Raw genomic sequence first — 20,138 nt, forward strand, 5'->3', positions numbered from 1 at the left:
GCTCACTGTGTGCCGTCACTTTCTTTAAAGTCAGAGGGTCGGAGGGCGCTGGACACCGGTTCAGGACAGCCCGAGCTCGTTGTCGATGAAGGCGAACAGTTCGTCGTTGGACGACGATCCGATCCGTTCGACCACCTCGGCGGAGCCGGAGTCGTCGGAAGCCTCGACCAGCTTCTCCAGGAGCTCCCTCAGCCGTCCGGCCACCTTCGTGCGCGCCTCGCCGTCGTCCATCACGTGGGAGAGCAAGGGCTCCAGCCTGTCGAGCTCGGCGAAGACCAGGGGCTCGCCCGTGCCGCCGTCCGGCAGGAGTTCCTCCCGCAGGTGGTCCACCAGCGCCGTGGGGGTCGGGTGGTCGAAGACCAGCACCGCCGACAGCCGCAGCCCGGTCTCCGCGTTGAGCCGGTTGCGCAGTTCCACCGTGGTCAGCGAGTCGAAGCCCATCTCCTTGAAGGCCATGTCGGGCTCCACCGCCTCCGGCGAGCCATGGCCGAGGACGGTGGCCACCTGCACCCGCACCAGGTCCAGCAGCGCCCGGTGTTGGTCGGCCGCGGAGAGACCAGCCAGGCGGTCCCGCAGCGACCCGGTGCCGGTGTGCGTGGTCTCCGACGCCGCGGCCCGGCGCCGGGGAACCCGCACCAGGCCGCGCAGCAGCGCGGGGACGTCGCCGGTGTGGGCCTGGACGCGCAGGGCGGCGAGGTCCACGTGGGTCGGCACGAGCACGGTCTCGTCGGTCCTGAGCGCGTCGTCGAACAGCGCGAGGCCCTCTCGCGAGCTGAGCGCGTTCAGCCCGGCTCGCGCGATGCGCCGGAGGTCCGCCTCGCCGAGGTCCCCGGTCATCTCACTGCGCTGCTCCCACATGCCCCAGGCCAGGGAGACCGCGGGGAGGCCGAGCCCGCGCCGCTGGTGTGCCAGGGCGTCCAGGAAGGCGTTGGCCGCGGCGTAGTTGGCCTGGCCGCCGCCACCGAAGTTGGAGGAGGCCGAGGAGAACAGGATGAACGCGGAGAGGTCGAGGTCGCGGGTCAGCTCGTGCAGGTGCAGCGCCGCGTCCACCTTCGGACGCAGCACCCTGTCCACCCGCTCCGGCGTCAACGACTCCACCACACCGTCGTCCAGCACACCCGCCGCATGCACCACAGCCGACAACGGATACTCGGACCCGATCCCCGCCAGCAGACCCTCCACCGCGCCACGGTCAGCGACATCACACGCCACCGCCCGCACCTCGGCACCCAGCCCCGCCAGCTCCGCCACCAACTCCACCGCACCCGGCGCCTCCACACCACGACGACTCGTCAGCACCAGAGAACGCACACCGTGCTCCACGACAAGGTGACGGGCCAGCAACGCCCCCAGACCACCCGTACCACCCGTGATCAGCACCGTGCCACGGCCGTCGAACGGCGGGGTCCCCGGTTCGGGCAGGTCCTCGGCCGGGTCCACCCGGGCCAGACGCGCCGCGAGCACCCGTCCGTCCCGCACGGCCACCTGCGGCTCCTCGGCGGTCAGCGCCGCCCGTAGCGCCGAGGACACGTCGCCGTGGTCCTCCGGGTCCAGGTCCACCAGCAGGAACTTCCCGGGGTGCTCGGTCTGCGCGGAGCGCAGCAGGCCCCACACGGCGGCCTCGGCCGGGGTGCGCACCTCACCGGAGGACCGGGCACCCATCGCACCGCGGGTCACGAACACCAGGTAGGAGTCGCCGAACCGCTCGTCGGTGACCCACGACCGCACCAGTTCCAGCGCGCGGTACGTGGCACCACGTACCCGTCCCGCCAGATCCGCCCCTTCGTCGATGCCGGCCGCGTCCGCGGCGCCCGCCACCATGACGACGTCCGGCGGCGTGGCCCCGGAGTCGACCGCCTCGCGCAGCGCGGCCAGATCCGCGTACGACACCACGTCGGCACCCGCGCCCTCCAGACCGGAGCGCACCCCCAGGCCGTCCGTGCCCAGCACGGCCCACGTCCCCTCGGAGGCCGGAGCCGGCGCGCCGACGGGAACGGGGGTCCAGTCCAGCCGGAAGAGCGAGTCATGCCCGGCCACCGCGGAGCCGGCCGACTGGATCTGACCCTCCGCCACCAGCCGCAGCACCAGGGAGTCGACGGTAGCCACGGCCTGACCGCTGGTGTCGGCCACGGCGAGGCCGATCGAGTCGGGCCCGAGCGAGCTGAGGCGCACCCTCAGTTCCGAGGCGCCCGTGGCCCGCAGCGATACGCCGGTCCAGGAGAACGGAAGCCTGGCCAGCCCCGCCTCCTCCTGCGGCACGAACATGACGGCCTGGACCGCCGCGTCCAGCAGGGCCGGGTGCAGTCCGAACCGCTCCGCGTCCGACGTGTTCTCCTCCGGCAGACGCACCTCGGCGAAGACCTCGTCACCACGGATCCACACCGATCGCAGCCCCTGGAAGACCGGGCCGTAGGCGAAGCCGCCTGCGGCCATCCGGGCGTAGACGTCCTCGATGTCGATCCGTTCGGCGCCCTCCGGGGGCCATACGGCGAGGTCGGCCCGGCCGGTGTCGTCCTGCGCCCCGCTCCGCGCGAGCAGACCGGAGGCGTGCTGTGTCCACGGCTGCTCCATGGTGGAGTCCTCCGGCCGGGAGTACACGTTCAGCGAGCGCGTGCCGTTCTCGTCCGGTCCGCCCACCGCCAGCTGGAGATGGACCGCGCCCCGCTCGGGCAGCGCCAGCGGCGCCGTGAGGGTCAGCTCCTCGACCCGGTCGCATCCCACCTGGTCGGCGATGTGCAGGGCCAGTTCGAGGAAGGCGGTGCCGGGCAGCAGGATCGTGTCCTGCACCATGTGGTCGACGAGCCACGGGTCGGTCTGCGGCGAGAGGCGGCTGGTGAACAGGAAGCCGTCCGCGTCGGGCAGTTCGACGGCGGCGCCCAGCAGCGGATGCGTCGGCGGGACGAGCCCCACGGCGGTCACATCGCTGGCGAACGACGTCAGGGCCTCCAGCCAGTAGCGCTCCCGCTGGAAGGCGTAGGTGGGCAGCTCGACCCTGCGGGCGCCGCGCCCGGTGAAGATCCGCTCCCAGTCCACCGCGACGCCGCCCACGTGGAGCTCGGCCAGCGCCGTCGTCAGCGCCCGCGCCTCAGGGCGCTCCTTGCGCAGCACCGGCACCAGGACCGGCTCGACGGTGCCCTCGGGACGGTCCGCCACGCAGTCCCGCGCCATCGCGGTGAGCACACCGTCGGGGCCGACCTCGACAAACCGGGTCACGCCCAGCTTCTCCAGCGCCCGCACCCCGTCCGCGAACCGCACGGCCTCCCGCACATGCCGCACCCAGTACTCCGGCGAACACACCTCGTCCGCACCGGTCGGCCGACCCGTCACATTGGAGACCAGCGCGATGGCCGGCGAGGCGAAGGCCAGCTCTTCGACGACCTTGCGGAAGTCGCCGAGCATCGCGTCCATACGCGGCGAGTGGAAGGCGTGGCTGACCCGCAGGCGGCGGGTCTTACGGCCCTGCTCCGACCACTGGCCGGCGATCTCCAGTACGGCGGGCTCGTCGCCCGCGATGACCACGGCGCTCGGACCGTTCACGGCGGCGACACTCACCTCGGTCTCACGACCGGCAAGCGTTCCGGAGACCTCCTCCTCGGACGCCTCGATGGCGACCATGGCGCCGCCCTCCGGCAGCGCCTGCATCAGCCGGCCACGCGCAGCCACCAGGGCGCACGCGTCCTCCAGCGAGAACACCCCCGCCACATGCGCGGCGGCGATCTCACCGATGGAATGCCCGATCACCACATCCGGCCTGACACCCCAGTGCTCCAGCAACCGGAACAACGCCACCTCGACGGCGAACAACGCGGGCTGCGTGAACACCGTCCGGTCCAGCAGCCCAGCATCCGCGCTCCCCTCCACCGCGAACACCACATCCCGCAGCGGACGGTCCAGCAGCACATCCAGATGCGCGCACACCTCGTCCCACGCGTCGGCGAACACCGGGAACGCCTCGTACAACTCCCGCCCCATGCCGAGCCGTTGCGCGCCCTGACCCGAGAACAGGAACGCCGTCTTGCCGACCGCCCCCGCCATGCCCCGCACGACGCCGGGCGCGGTCTCGCCCTTCGCGAGGGCGTCGAGACCACGCAGCATGTCCGCGCGGTCCTCGCCCACCAGGGCGGCTCGCTGATCGAAGAGCGACCGGGTCGTCGCCAGGGAATAGCCGACGTCCACCGTGGGCGTGAACTCTTCGGTGAGCGTGGCGAGTTGGTCCCGCAGCCGCTCGGCCTGGCCCCGCAGGGCGGCGTCGGTCCTGCCGGAGAGGATCCACGGCACCGGGAGCCCGGTGGTGTCCGGGGCGGCCGTGGCCCGCGGCGCCTCCGGCTCGTCGGCGACCGGCGGGGCCTGCTCGATGATCGTGTGTGCGTTGGTGCCGCTCACACCGAAGGCGGACACCGCAGCCCGGCGCGGATGGTCCGTCTCCGGCCAGGGCACCGTCTCGGTCAGCAGCTCGACGTCGCCCGCCGACCAGTCCACATGCGGTGTCGCCTCGTCCACGTGCAAGGTCTTGGGCAGGACGCCCTCGCGCATGGCCATCACCATCTTGATGACACCCGCGACACCGGCGGCGGCCTGCGTATGACCGATGTTCGACTTGATGGCGCCCAGCAGCAACGGCCGGCCCTCGGGGCGGCCCTGGCCGTAGGTGGCCAGCAGTGCCTGCGCCTCGATCGGGTCGCCGAGGGGCGTGCCGGTGCCATGGGCCTCGACCACGTCCACATCGGCGGAGGCCAGTCGGGCACCGGCCAGCGTCTGCTCGATCAGCCGCTGCTGCGACGGGCCGTTCGGCGCCGTAAGACCGTTGGAAGCGCCGTCCTGGTTGATCGCCGAACCCCGGACGACGGCCAGCACCTTGTGGCCGTTGCGCTGGGCGTCCGACAGCCGCTCCACAAGGAGCATGCCCACGCCCTCGGACCAGCCGGTGCCGTCGGCCGATGCCGCGAACGCCTTGCAGCGGCCGTCGAACGACAGCACACGCTGGGCGCTGAACTCGATGAACGTGCCCGGTGTGGCCATGATCGTCACACCGCCGGCCAGCGCCACGGAGGACTCCCCCTGGCGCAGCGACTGGCAGGCCATGTGCAGGGCGACCAGCGACGACGAACACGCGGTGTCCACCGTGACGGCCGGGCCCTCGAAGCCGAAGGTGTAGGAGATACGGCCGGAGGAGACGCTGGGGGCGCTGCCGAGGCCGAGATACCCCTCCACTCCTTCGGCGTCCCTCAGGATGCGTGAACCGTAGTCGTGGTAGTTGGAGCCGACGAAGACGCCTGCCTGGCTTCCGCGCAGCACCGTGGGGTCGATGCCGGCGCGCTCGAACGCCTCCCAGGACGTCTCAAGGAGCAGCCGCTGCTGCGGGTCGATCGCCATCGCCTCGCGCGGCGAGATCCCGAAGAACGCCGGGTCGAAGTGGCCGACCTCGTCGAGGAAGCCGCCCGCCCGGACATAGCTGCTACCGGACTTCTCGGGATCCGGGTCGTAGAGGCTGTCGATGTCCCAGTCGCGGTCCTCGGGGAACCCGGAGATCACATCGCTCTCGGTCATCAGCAGGTCCCACAGCGCCTCGGGGGTGCGTACCCCGCCGGGGAACCGGCAGCTCATGCCGATGATGGCGATCGGCTCATCGGTGGCGACGGGCTTGTCGAGCGCCTCCGGCCGCTTGGGCGCGGCGGCGGTGGCGCCCCCGGTGACCGGCCGCTCGCCGAACATCTCGGTGTGTAGATACCGGGCCAGAACGGTGGCGGTCGGGTAGTCGAAGACACAGGTGACCGGCAGCCGGAGGCCGGTGACCACGCCGAGGCGGTTGCGCAGTTCGACGGCGGTCAGCGAGTCGAAGCCGAGGTCGCGGAAGGCGCGGTCGGCCTCCACCGCGTCGGCGCTGTCGTAGCCGAGGACGTCGGCGGCCTGGTTGCGCACCAGCTCCTGGAGGAGCTTGGGCTGCTCGGCGGGGGTCAACTCCGCCAACTCCCGGCGCAGCGCGGAAATCGCGTCGTCGCCGTCGCCCGCGTCCGCACCAGCGGTGGCAGCGGCAGCGGGGCGGTTCAGCTCGGGCACCTCGCGGAACAGCGCGTTCGGACGTGAGCCGACGAATTCCGGCTGGAAGCGATCCCAGTCGATCTCGGCGATGACCAGGAACGTCTCGTCCAGTTCAAGCGCCTGCTGCATTCCGGAGATCGCCAGCTCGGGCGCCATCCCGACCACGCCGGAACGGTCCATCCGCTCGCCGACCCGGCCGGAGCCGAGTCCACCACCGGCCCAAGCACCCCAGGCGATCGAGGTGGCTGGAAGCCCATCAGCGCGCCGCTGCAACGCCAACGCGTCGAGGTAGGAATTGCCTGCCGCATAACTGCCCTGCCCCGGGCCGCCCAGTGTGGCGGCGCCGGAGGAGAAGAGCACGAAGGCCGACAGGTCCATCCCGGCGGTCAGTTCGTGCAGATTCCGTGCCGCGTCCACCTTCGGACGCAACACCCCGGCCGCCCGCTCCACCGACAAGGCATCCACCACGCCGTCATCCAGCACACCGGCCGTATGCACCACGGCAGTCAGCGGCAACTCCCGCGGAATCCCCTCCAGCACCACCGCCAGCGCCTCACGGTCCGCCGCATCACACGCCGCCACCGTCACCCGGACACCCAGGCCCTCCAGCTCCGCCTTCAGCTCGACGGCGCCTTCGGCCTCCATCCCCCGACGGCTGGTCAGCACCAGATGCTCAGCACCCGTACGCGCCAGCCAACGAGCCACATGGCCACCCAGCGCACCCGTACCACCCGTCACCAACACCGAACCCCGGCTCTGCCAGGGCCCGCGGCCCTCCGCGTCCTCGGCCGCTGCGGCCCGCACCATGCGCTTGGCGAACACACCCGAGCCGCGCACCGCGACCTGGTCCTCGCCCTCCGCACCCGCCAGCACCCCGACCAGACGGGCCGTCGCACGGCTGTCCACGGTCTCGGGCAGATCGACCGCGCCACCCCAGCGCTGGGGATACTCCGCCCCCACGATCCGGCCCAGACCCCACGCCAGCGACTGCACCGGACTCACCAGCCGGTCGGAACGACCCACCGACACCGCCCCCCGGGTACCACACCACAGCGGAGCCGTCACACCCGCATCACCGAGCCCCTGGACCAGCCCCACCAACGCGGCAAACCCAGCAGGAACACCCCCGAAGGACTCAAGCCCCGCCTCGTCCAACGCCACCAGCGAGAACACACCCGCCACACCCGACGACTCCACCCCAGCCCCGTCGAGCGCCCCACGCAGCCGCTCCGCGACCACCTCGCGGTCGTTGCCCGATGCGTCCAGCACCACGCGGACGACAGCGGCCCCGTTCGCCTCCAGCCCGTTCACCGTGGCGGACACGAGGGCGTCATCGGCGTGCGACGCGGGAAGGACGACGAGCCAGGTGCCCGAGAGGGCCGCGTCGGTGGCGGACGCCAGGGGCTTCCAGACCACCTTGTAACGCCAGCTGTCCACCGTGTTCTGTTCACGCCGCTGACGACGCCACGACGACAACGCCGGAAGCAACGCCGTCAACGACGACTGCGCCTCCTCACCCTCCACCTCCAACGTGCGGACCAGCGACTCCAGATCCTCGCGCTCGACGGCCTCCCAGAAACGGGCGTCCACAGCGTCCGCGCCCAGGGCGTCGGCGGTGGCCGACATCTCCCAGGCCGACACATCCAGCCAGTACCGCTGACGCTGGAAGGCGTACGTCGGCAGGTCCACCCGGTGGGCGCTCCGGCCCCCGATCAGGGCGGTCCAATCGACCGTGACTCCACGCACGAACACCTCGGCGGCGGAGGTCAGGAACCGATCCAGGCCGCCCTCGTCGCGGCGCAAGGTCCCGACGACCACGGCCTGTGCCTGAGCGGCCTCGACGGTCTGCTGCACCGGCAGGGTCAGCACCGGGTGCGGGCTCGCCTCGATGAACACGGTGTGACCGTCATCCAGCAGCGTGCGGGTAGTGGCCTCCAGCTCGACCGTCTGGCGCAGGTTCCGGTACCAGTACTCCGCGTCCAGAGCGGCCGTGTCCACCAGCCCACCGAACACCGTCGAATAGAACGGCACCTCGGAGGCACGGGGCTTCAGGTCTGCCAGAACCCTCAGCAACTCCTCGCGAATCTCCTCCACGTGGGCGGAGTGCGAGGCGTAGTCCACCGGGACACGGCGGACCCGGATCTCCTCGCCCTCAAGTTCGGCGACCATCTCATCCAGCGCACCCGGATCACCGGACACCACAACCGAGCCGGGGCTGTTCACCGCGGCAACGGATATCGCACCGTCCCAGGCGGCGATACGCTCCCGCGCCCGGTCGACCGGCAGCCCGACCGACACCATGCCGCCACGACCCGCAAGACCGGCCGCAATGGCCTGCGAGCGCAAGGCCACCACCTTCGCGGCGTCCTCCAGCGACAGCGCACCCGCCACACACGCCGCGGCGATCTCACCCTGGCTGTGACCCATCACCGCATCCGGCTCCACACCCACCGAACGCCACAACCGCGCCAACGACACCATCACCGCGAACAACACCGGCTGCACCACATCCACCCGGTCAAAACCAGGCGCACCCTCGCCACCGCGCAGCACGTCCGTCAACGACCAGTCGACATACGCCGACAAAGCCGACTCACACTCACCGATCGCCTCGGCGAACACCGGCGAGGAATCCAGCAGCTCCACCGCCATACCCAGCCACTGCGCCCCCTGACCCGGGAACACAAACACCGAACGACCGGCGTCGCCGGTCCTCCCGCGTACCACTCCGTTCGACGTGACGGTGCCCTCGGCGATCGCCTCAAGGCCCTGGAGGAGCGCCTCACGGCCGGCTCCGGTCACCACGGCCCGGTGCTCGAAGGCGGACCGGGTCGTGGCCAGCGAGAGAGCCACCTCCGCCACATTCAACTCCGGGCGTTCCACGAGGAATTCACGCAGCCGCCCGGCCTGCGCCCGCAGCGCCTCCGCACCACGGCCCGACACCGGCCACGCCACCGGACCATCGGCGACCCCGGCCTCAGCGTCGTCGGCCTCCGCCGGATCGGCCTCGGGAGCCTGCTCCAGGATGGTGTGCACATTGGTGCCACTCATGCCGAACGAGGACACCGCGGCGCGCCGCGGGTGCTCCCGGTCCGGCCACGGGATCGAGTCGTTCAGCAGGGAGACGGCGCCGCCGGTCCAGTCGATGTGCGGCGAGGGCTCGTCCGCGTGGAGCGTCTTGGGCAGCACGCCCGCACGCATGGCCATCACCATCTTGATGACACCCGCGACACCGGCGGCGGCCTGTGTGTGTCCGATGTTGGACTTGATGCCTCCCAGCCACAGCGGCTGGTCCGCGGGCCGGTCCTGCCCGTACGTGGCCATCAGCGCCTGCGCCTCGATCGGGTCACCCAGCGACGTACCCGTACCGTGCGCCTCGACCGCGTCCACCTCGGCGGCCGACAGCCGGGCGCTGGTCAGCGCCTGCCGGATGACGCGCTGCTGCGAGATGCCGTTGGGCGCCGTCAGACCGTTGGACGCGCCGTCCTGGTTGATGGCCGAGCCCCGGACGACGGCCAGCACCTGGTGGCCGTTGCGCTGGGCGTCGGACAGCCTCTCCACGAGCAGCATGCCGACGCCCTCGCCCCAGCCCGTGCCGTCGGCCGCGGCGCCGAACGGCTTGCACCGGCCGTCCGCGGCAAGGCCGCGCTGCCGGCTGAACTGGACGAACGCCGACGGGGTGGACATCACCGTGACACCACCGGCCAGCGCGAGTGTGCACTCACGCTGGCGCAGCGCCTGAACGGCGAGGTGCAGGGCCACGAGGGACGACGAACAGGCCGTGTCCACGGAGAGCGCTGGGCCCTCCAGACCCATGGTGTAGGAGATCCGGCCGGAGACGATGCTCGCCGCGTTGCCGGTGCCCGAGTGGCCCTCGACATCCTCCAGGCTCTCGGCCGCGCCGAGCGTGAGCATGGAGTAGTCCTGGCCGTTGGTGCCGACGAACACACCGGTCCTGCTGCCCCGCAGGGACATCGGGTCGATGCCCGCGCGCTCGCACGCCTCCCAGGACGTCTCAAGCAGCAGCCGCTGCTGGGGGTCCATCGACAGCGCCTCACGCGGGGAGATCCCGAAGAACGCCGGGTCGAACCGGTCGGCGTTCTCCAGGAAACCGCCCTCGGTCGTATAGCTGGTGCCGGGACGGTCCGGGTCCTCGTCGTAGAGGGCCTCGATGTCCCAGCCCCGGTCCATGGGGAATTCCGCGATCGCGTCGGTACCGTCCGCCACCACGCGCCACAGGTCTTCGGGAGAGCTCACCCCGCCGGGGAACCGGCAGCTCATGGCGACGATCGCGATCGGTTCCTGGTCGGCCGACTCGGCCTCGAGCAGGCGCTGGCGGGTCTGCTGGAGATCCGCGGTCACCCGCTTGAGATAGTCGAGAAGCTTCTCTTCGTTCATTGTTATGTCACCCATGGAAGTAGTAAGGAACGACCCTCGGGAACCAACCGCGCCGGCTCAGGAGATCCCGAGCTCCTTGTCGATGAAGTCGAAGATCTCGTCCGACGTCGCCGACTGGATCTTGTCCGAAACCGCCTTCTTGCCGGAGTCGCGCGAATCCTGCTCCGCCTCTCCCCACTTCAGGAGGAGCGCCTGCAGACGCGTCGTGATCCTCGGCCGGTCCACGTCGTCGGCGGAGATCGTGGCCATCGCCGCTTCGATCCGGTCCAGCTCACCGAGGATCGGTGTGGCCGCCGAGACCCCGTCCTCGACGACATCGGTACGCAGTCGCCGGGCGAGCGCCACGGGCGTCGGGTGGTCGAAGACGATCGTCGCGGGCAGGCGCAGGCCCGTCGCCGCGTCGAGCCGGTTCCGCAGTTCGACGGCGGTCAGCGAGTCGAAGCCGAGTTCCCGGAAGGCCCGCTGGGACTCGACCGACTCCACCGACGGGAAGCCGAGTACGACGGCCACCTGGGTGGTGACCAGGTCGAGCAGCGCTCGTTCCTGCTCCGCCTCCGGCAGTCCGGCGAGCCGCTCACGCAGTTCCGAACCACCGGTCTCGAACCGCGCGGTGGTACCGCCCGCGGTCGCGGCCTCCAGGATCCGCCGCGCCTCGGGCATCTCGTCCAGCAGCCTGCTGGCCCGTACGGCGGTGTAGGACGGGACGAATCGCTCCCAGTCGAGGTCGGCGATGGCCAGGTGTGTCTCCTGGAGGTCAAGGGCCTGCTGGAGTGCCATGACCGCCAGCTCCGGCGTCATCGCGGCCATGCCGCCGCGCCGCAGCCGGTCCTCCAGCGCCCCGTCGACCGCCATGCCGCCCTCGGCCCACGGGCCCCAGGCCACCGAGGTGGCGGCGAGACCCTGGGCCCGGCGCTGCTGCGCCAGGGCGTCGAGGTAGGCGTTGGCCGCCGCGTAACTGCCCTGGCCGGCCCCGCCGATCGCCCCGGCGAGCGAGGAGAACAGCACGAACGCGGACAGGTCGAGACCCTTGGTGAGCTCGTGCAGATGGCGGGCCCCGTCCACCTTGGGACGCAGCACGCCCGCCACCCGCTCCACCGACATCGAGTCCAGGACGCCGTCGTCCAGGACGCCCGCCGCGTGCACGACGGCGTTCAGCGGATACCGCTCGGGGATGGCGGCCAGTACGGCGGCCAGGGCGTCGCGGTCGGCGGTGTCACAGGCCGCGATGGTCACCTCGGCGCCCAGGGCGGTGAGTTCGTCGCGCAGTTCGGCCGCGCCGTCGGCTTCCAGGCCACGGCGGCTGGTCAGCACCAGGTGCTCGGCGCCGGCGCCCGCCAGCCACCGGGCCACCTGGCTGCCCACTCCCCCGGTGCCGCCGGTCACCAGCACCGAGCCACGCGCGCTCCACGGCCGGGCCGTGGTCCGCGGCGCGGCGGCCCGCACCAGGCGCCGGGTGAACACGCCGGACGTGCGCACCGCCACCTGGTCCTCGAACTCGCCCGCACCGCCGCCCAGCACACCGGACAGCTGGTTCGCGGCCCGCTCGTCCAGCGTCTCCGGGAGGTCCACCAGACCGCCCCAGAGCTTGGGGTGCTCCAGTCCGGCGACCCGGCCGAGGCCCCAGATCTGCGCCTGGGCGGCGCTGCGCAGAGTGTCGGATCCGGTCACCGACACGGCGCCTCGGGTCGCCACCCACAGCGGAGCCTCGACACCGGCGTCCACGAGTGCCTGCAGCGCGACGAGGTTCAGCGCGAGCCCTCGCGGCACCACCGTGTGCCCGGCGCAGGGGTCCTCATCCAGGGCCAGCAGGGAGAGCACCCCGCTGACGGCCCCGTCGGACGCGCCTTCGACCGCGGTGCGCAGCTGCTCGGCGACCGCCGCGCGGTCGATGTCCGCCGCACCGTCGAGCACGATCCGCGCCACGTCCGCGCCCTGCCGCTCGAGCATGGTCACCGCGGAGGTGACCAGCGCGTCGTCGGCGTACGGCTGGGGAACCATGACCATCCAGGTGCCGGTCAGCGCCCGCTCCGAGAGCTCGGACACCGCGTTCCACGCGATCTGGTAGCGCCAGCCGTCCACCGTGGACCGCTCACGGTGGCCCTTGCGGTACGACGACAGGGCGGGGAGCACCTCGGTCAGCGAGGCGTTTCCGTCCACGTGCAGCGCGGTGGTCAGCGCCTCCAGGTCCTCGCGCTCGACCGCGTCCCAGAACCGGGCGTCGACCGAGTCCACGGAGGCGGAGGGGTCGGAGGCACCGCCCTCGGGGGCATCCAGCCAGTACCGCTGCCGCTGGAACGCGTACGTCGGTAGCTCGACCCGCCGGACGTCCTGGCCGGCGAACAGGGCCTCCCAGTCGACGGTGGCGCCGTGGACGTGGAGTTCGGCCAGCGCCGTCGTCAGCGCCTGGGCCTCGGCGCGGTCCTGGCGCAGCGCGGGCACCACGACGGGGGCCGAAGTCTCCTCCGCCGTCAGGCACTCCCGTGCCATCGCCGCGAGCACACCGTCGGGGCCGACCTCGAAGAACCTGGTCACGCCCGCGTTCTCCAGGGAGCGCAGCCCGTCCAGGAAGCGTACGGCCTCCCGGACATGGCGCACCCAGTACTCCGGCGAGCACACCTCGTCGGCGCCCGCCGACTTGCCCGTCACATTGGATACCAGGGCGATGACGGGCGGGGCGAACGACAGCCCCTCGACGACCTTGCGGAAGTCGTCCAGCATCGCGTCCATACGGGGCGAGTGGAAGGCGTGGCTGACCCGCAGGCGACGGGTCTTGCGGCCCTGCTCCGCCCACTGTCCGGCGATCTCCAGTACGACGGCCTCGTCACCCGCGATGACCACGGCCGTCGGGCCGTTGACCGCAGCGACACTCACCTCGGCCTCACGACCGGCAAGCGATCCGGAGACCTCTTCCTCGGACGCCTCGATGGCGACCATCGCCCCACCCTCGGGCAGGGCCTGCATCAACCGGCCACGGGCGGCGACCAGCGTGCACGCGTCCTGAAGCGAGAACACCCCCGCCACATGCGCGGCGGCGATCTCACCGATGGAGTGACCCATCACCACATCCGGTACCACACCCCACGCCGACAGCAGCCGGAACAACGCCACCTCGACCGCGAAGAGCGCGGGCTGCGTGAACGCCGTCCGGTCCAGCAGCTCGGCGTCCGCGCCGCCCTCCGCCGCGAACATCACATCCTTCAGCGGACGGTCCAGCAGCACATCCAGATGGGCGCACACCTCATCCAACGCACGGGCGAACACCGGGAAGGCCTCGTACAACTCCCGCCCCATACCCAGGCGTTGCGCACCCTGACCCGAGAACAGGAACGCCGTGATCCCCGTCGGAGTCGCGACCGAGCGCACGACGCCGGGGGCGTCCTCGGCGGTGGCGACGGCCTCAAGACCGCGCAGCAGCTCCGCACGGTCCGCGCCGGTCAATACGGCACGGTGCTCGAACACCGAACGGGTGGCGACCAGGGAGTAGCCAACGTCCTTCAGGCTCAGCTCCGGACGTGCGGTCAGCTGTGCCCGCAGCCGCCGTGCCTGGGCCCGCAGCCCGTCCGCGCTCCGGGCGGAGAGCGTCCAGGGCGCCGTGCCGCGGTCGTCGGGAGACGCCACCTCGGCCGGTCGTGTGTCCTCGGCGTCCGAGGGGGCCTGCTCGATGATGGTGTGGGCGTTGGTGCCGCTCACGCCGAAGGCGGAGACACCGGCCCGGCGCGGCTGCCCGGTCTCGGGCCACTCGGTGGCCTCCGTCAGCAGCCGCACCTCACCCGCCGACCAGTCCACCTGCCGTGAAGGCTCGTCCACATGCAGCGTCTTCGGCAGTACGCCGTGCCGCATCGCCATCACCATCTTGATGACACCGGCGAGTCCGGACGCGGCCTGGGTGTGGCCGATGTTCGACTTCAGCGCGCCCAGCAGCAGCGGGAGACCCTCCGGCCGCTCCTTGCCGTACGTGGCCAGCAGCGCCTGCGCCTCGATCGGGTCACCCAGCGACGTACCCGTACCGTGCGCCTCCACCACGTCCACATCGGCCGCCGACAGACGGGCACTCGCCAGCGCGTCCCGGATGACCCGCTGCTGCGAGGGGCCGTTGGGCGCCGTAAGACCATTGCTGGCGCCGTCCTGGTTGACCGCCGAACCACGCACGATGCCCAGCACCTGGTGGCCGTTGCGCCGCGCGTCCGACAGCCGCTCCACGAGCAGCACATCGGCGCCCTCGCTCCAGCCCGTACCGTCCGCCGCCGCCGCGAACGGCTTGCAGCGGCCGTCGGGCGCGAGCCCGCCCTGCCGGCTGAACTCGACGAACGCCATCGGAGTGGCCATCACCGCCACACCGCCGACCAGCGCCATGTCGCACTCGCCCTGACGCAGCGACTGGCAGGCCAGATGCAGGGCCACCAGCGACGAGGAGCAGGCGGTGTCCACCGTGATGGCGGGGCCTTCCAGGCCGTAGGTGTAGGCGAGACGGCCGGAGACGACGCTGCCGGCGTTACCGGTCAGCAGATGGCCCTCGACGTCCTCGGGAACCGTCTCCAGGTTGGTGCCGTATCCGGAGCCCGAGAAGCCGACGAACACACCGGTCTGGCTGCCCCGCACCGATGCGGGGTTGATGCCCGCCCGCTCGAACGCCTCCCAGGAGGTCTCCAGGAGCAGGCGCTGCTGCGGGTCGGTCGCCAGGGCCTCGCGGGGCGAGATCCCGAAGAAGCCGGGGTCGAACTCGCCCGCGTCGTAGAGGAATCCGCCTTCCCGGGCGTAGAACGTGCCCGGCCGGTCCGGGTCGGCGTCGTACATGCCTGACAGGTCCCAGCCGCGGTCCGACGGGAACGACGAGATGGCGTCACCGCCGCCGTCGATCAGCTGCCACAGGTCCTCCGGGCTCCGCACCCCACCGGGCAGGCGGCAGCTCATGGAGACGATCGCGATGGGCTCGTCGTCCGCGCCGGAGCCCGCGGGGCCGCCGGGGCCGGTGGCCGGCGCCGGGGACGTGGTGCCCAGTACCTCGGTGCGCAGATGCGCCGCGAGCACGCCGGCGCTGGGGTAGTCGAAGACCAGCGTGGCGGGGAGGCCGAGACCGGTCTCGGCGGCCAGCCGGTTGCGCAGGTCGACCGCGGTCAGCGAGTCGAAGCCCAGGTCGCGGAAGGCCCGGTTCGGCTCGACCGTCTCGGCGGAGGAGTAGCCGAGTACGGAGGCGGCGTGCCTGCGCACCAGGTCGAGCAGCGCCCGGTCCCGCTCGCCCTCGGTGAGCGGCTTCAGCCGTTCACGCAACTGGGCCCCGGCGGCGTCGGCGCTCTCGCCGTCGCCGCCCTTCGTCTCCAGCGCCAGGACCTCGTCGAGATCGCTCAGGAACGGGCTGGGCCGGACCGCGGTGAACGAGGGCGCGAACCGCTCCCAGTCCACGTCGACGACCGTGACCACACCGTCGTCACCGGCCACCGCGCGTTCCAGAGCGGCGATCGCCAACTGGGGCGCCATCGCGGGCAGTCCGCGCCGCGCCAGCTGCTCCCCCGCGTCGCCCCGGGTGGCCATGCCGTCCTCGGCCCAGGGGCCCCAGGAGACGGCGGTGCCCGCGAGACCCCGCGCACGGCGCCGCTCGACCAGCGCGTCCAGGAAGGCGTTTCCGGAGCCATAGACGCCCTGGCTGCCGCCGCCCCACACACCGGAGATGGAGGAGAAGACCACGAACGCGTCGAGCTCACGGTCGCCGAGCAGCTCATCCAGGTTGACGGCGCCCGCCACCTTGCCGGACACGACCGTCGCCGCGTCGGCAAGCTCCGTCTCCAGCAGGGAGGCCGCGAGCGTGACACCCGCCGCGTGCACCACCGCGGTGAGCGGCCGGTGCTCCGGTACGGCGTCCAGGACGGCGGCGAGCGCGTCGCGGTCGGCGGCGTCGCACGCGGCCACCGTCACCTCGGCGCCCATGCCCTCCAGCTCCGCCTTCAACTCGGCGGCGCCTTCGGCGTCGAGACCGCGGCGGCTGGTCAGCACCAGGTGCTCGGCGCCACTACGGACCAGCCAGCGGGCCACCTGCCCGCCGAGCCCGCCCGTGCCACCGGTCACCAGCACGGTGCCGCGCGCCCGCCACGAGGTCCCCTCGCCGACGGCCGCAGCCGAGCGCGCCAGACGGCGTACGAAGACACCGGAGCCGCGCACCGCGACCTGGTCCTCGCCGCCCTCGACGGACAGCACACCGGCCAGCCGTTCCGCACCGCGCCGGTCCAGCGTCTCGGGCAGATCGACCAGACCGCCCCACAGGGGCGGCAGTTCCAGACCGGCCACCCGGCCCAGCGCCCAGACCATCGCCTGCGCCGGGCTGGTGAGCCGGTCGGAACGGCCCACCGAGACGGCGCCGCGCGTACCGCACCACAGCCGGGCCGGAAGATCGGCCTCGACCATGGCCCGCACCAGCACCAAGGTCAGCGCATAGCCGCCGGTCAGCGCCGGATGGCCGGGGCAGGGCCGCTCGTCCAGGGCGAGCAGCGACAGCACACCGCCCAGCTCGGGCGCCTCGGCGGCCACCACGCGCAGCCGCTCCGCCAGCACATCCGCGTCGAGGTCCCGCTCGTCCACGACGACCGGGACGACTCTCGCGCCATGCCGTTCGAGCCCGGCGACAACGCCCGAGACCAGTTCGTCCTCGGCGCGGGACGCCGGAACCACCACGAGCCACGTCCCCGACAGCGAGCCCTCGGCGGCGTCGGAGAGCGGCTTCCACGAGACCCGATAGCGCCAGCCGTCGATCGTGGACCGGTCGCGGTTGTTGCGGTGATACGCGGACAGGGCAGGCAGCACGGCGCTCAGCGGCGCCTCGCTGTCGACCGCCAGCGTCCCCGCCAGCGACTCCAGGTCCTGGCGCTGCACCGCGTCCCAGAACCGCTCGTCGACGGAGCCGGTGCCATCGGCCACGCCTCCGCCGGGCGGCAGGCCGAATCCATCGAGCCAGTAGCGCTCGCGCTGGAAGGCGTACGTCGGCAGCTCGACCCGGCGGGCGCCACGGCCCTCCAAGGTGACGGCCCAGTCGACCTTGGTGCCACGCGCGAACACCTCGGCGGCGGAGGTCAGGAACCGATCCAGGCCGCCCTCGTCGCGGCGCAAGGTCCCGACGACCACGGCCTGGGCCTCGGCGGCCTCCACCGTCTGCTGTACGGGAAGCGTGAGCACCGGATGCGGGCTCACCTCGATGAACACGGTGTGACCGTCATCCAGCAGCGTGCGGGTAGTGGCCTCCAGCTCCACGGTCTGGCGCAGGTTGCGGTACCAGTACTCGGCGTCCAGATCGGCCGTGTCCACCAGCCCACCGAACACCGTCGAGTAGAACGGCACCTCGGAGGCACGGGGCTTCAGGTCTGCCAGAACCCTCAGCAACTCCTCGCGAATCTCCTCCACATGGGCGGAGTGCGAGGCATAGTCCACCGGGACACGGCGGACCCGGATCTCCTCGCCCTCAAGTTCGGCGACCATCTCATCCAGCGCACCCGGATCACCGGACACCACAACCGAGCCGGGGCTGTTCACCGCGGCGACGGATATCGCACCGTTCCAGGCGGCGATGCGCTCCCGCGCCCGGTCGACCGGCAGCCCGACCGACACCATGCCGCCACGACCCGCAAGACCGGCCGCAATGGCCTGCGAGCGCAAGGTCACCACCTTCGCGGCGTCCTCCAGCGACAGCGCACCCGCCACACACGCCGCGGCGATCTCACCCTGGCTGTGACCCATCACCGCGTCCGGCTCCACACCCACCGAACGCCACAACCGCGCCAGGGACACCATCACCGCGAACAACACCGGCTGCACCACATCCACCCGGTCAAAACCAGGCACACCGTCAGCCCCACGGAGAACGTCCGTCAACGACCAGTCCACATGAGCCGACAAAGCCGACTCACACTCACCGACCGCCTCGGCGAACACCGGCGAGGACTCCAGCAACCCCACCGCCATACCCACCCACTGCGCCCCCTGACCCGGGAACACAAACACCGAACGACCACGCACATCGGCCACACCACGAGTCACACCCGAGGCCACCTCGTCGCCGGCCAACGCACCCAACCGCGCCAGAAGCTCCTCACGGCCGGCACCCGTCACCACCCCACGGTGCTCGAACACCGAACGCGACGACGCCAACGAGAACGCCACATCGGCGGCGCTCAGCTCGGGGCGCTCAGCCACGAACTCCCGCAGCCGCCCTGCCTGCGCCCGCAGCCCGGCCGCGCTGCGGCCCGACACCACCCACGCCACCGGACCATCGGCGACCCCGGCCTCGGACTCCTCCGCCTCCTCGGCCTCCGGAGCCTCCTCCAGGATCGCGTGCGCGTTCGTCCCGCTGATGCCGAACGAGGACACACCCGCCCGCCGGGGCTGCTCGGTCTCGGGCCAGGCGGTGGCCTCGGTGAGCAGCCGGATGTCGCCCTCGGACCAGTCCACCTGGGTGGACGGCTCGTCCGCGTGGAGGGTCTTGGGCAGCACACCCTCGCGCATGGCCATCACCATCTTGATGACCCCACCGACACCGGCGGCGGCCTGGGAGTGGCCGATGTTGGACTTCAGCGAGCCCAGCCACAGCGGCCGGTCCTCCGCCCGCTCCTGGCCGTAGGTGGCCAGCAGCGCCTGCGCCTCGATCGGGTCACCCAGCGCGGTGCCCGTACCGTGCGCCTCGACCGCGTCCACGTCGGCCGGTGTCAAACCCGCGTTCTTCAGTGCCTGGCGGATCACCCGCCGCTGCGAGGGGCCGTTGGGAGCCGTAAGACCGTTGCTCGCGCCGTCCTGGTTCACCGCACTGCCCCGCACCACGGCCAGCACGGGGTGGCCGTTGCGCCGGGCGTCCGAGAGCCGCTCCAGGAGGAGCAGGCCCACGCCCTCGGCCCAGCCGGTGCCGTCGGCGCCCGCACCGAACGCCTTGCACCGGCCGTCGGGAGCGAGCCCGCCCTGCCGGCTGAACTCCACGAACATGCTGGGGGTGAACATGACCGCGACGCCGCCCGCCAGGGCCAGCGAGCACTCCTCCTGGCGGAGCGCCTGGCAGGCCAGGTGCAGGGCGACCAGCGACGACGAGCACGCGGTGTCCACCGTCACGGCGGGCCCTTCCAGGCCCAGGGTGTAGGCCACCCGGCCGGACACCACGGAGGTGGCGTTGCCCGCGAGCAGCAGCCCCTCGACGCCTTCGGGCATCTCGCTCACTCCGGCGCCGTAGCCAGAGGAGGAAGCGCCGACGAACACACCGCCTTGGCTGCCCCGCACCGACGCCGGGTCGATCCCGGCGCGCTCGAACGCCTCCCACGCGGTCTCCAGCAGCAGCCGCTGCTGCGGGTCGGTGGCGAGTGCCTCCCGCGGGCTCATGGAGAAGAAGCCGGGGTCGAAGTCGCCGGGGGTGTCCAGGAATCCGCCCTCGCGGACGGAGAAGGTCCCGGACCGCTCCGCGTCGGGGTCGAAGAAGCCGTCGACGTCCCAGCCCCGGTCGGGCGGGAACTCGGTGATGCCGTCGCCGCCCTCGGCGACGAGCCGCCACAGCTCCTCCGGAGTCTTCACGCCTCCGGGGTACCGGCAGCTCATCGCCACGATGGCGATGGGCTCCCGGTCCCGCTCCTCCACCTGTCGAAGTCGCCGACGAGCCTGACGCAGGTCAGCCGTCACCTTCTTGAGGTAGTCAAGGAGTTTTTCGTCTTCCGCCACTATCCCCAGCCCCTTGAAACACTCTG

Annotated in this window: 2 protein-coding genes; both read right to left on the reverse strand. The window is 71.9% G+C overall.

All coding sequences use genetic code 11. The features are described 5' to 3' along the window. Window positions 1–60: 60 nt before the first annotated feature. Window positions 61–10,437 carry a type I polyketide synthase gene (locus AC0KTA_RS02355; RefSeq protein WP_481056284.1) on the reverse strand — a complete coding sequence of 3,459 codons (10,377 nt, stop codon included), beginning with the start codon at window positions 10,435–10,437 and terminating at the stop codon, window positions 61–63. A 57-nt stretch (window positions 10,438–10,494) separates the two neighbouring features. Beyond that, window positions 10,495–20,112 carry a type I polyketide synthase gene (locus AC0KTA_RS02360; RefSeq protein ID WP_481053391.1) on the reverse strand — a complete coding sequence of 3,206 codons (9,618 nt, stop codon included), beginning with the start codon at window positions 20,110–20,112 and terminating at the stop codon, window positions 10,495–10,497. Between the last annotated feature and the right edge of the window lie 26 nt (window positions 20,113–20,138).

Source organism: Streptomyces sp. Y309, assembly GCF_056712025.1.

Coding starts and splice junctions, on each gene's coding strand:
- AC0KTA_RS02355 (WP_481056284.1), bottom strand. CDS start 10,437: ATGAACGAAGAGAAGCTTCTCGACTATCTCAAGCGGGTGACCGCGGAT.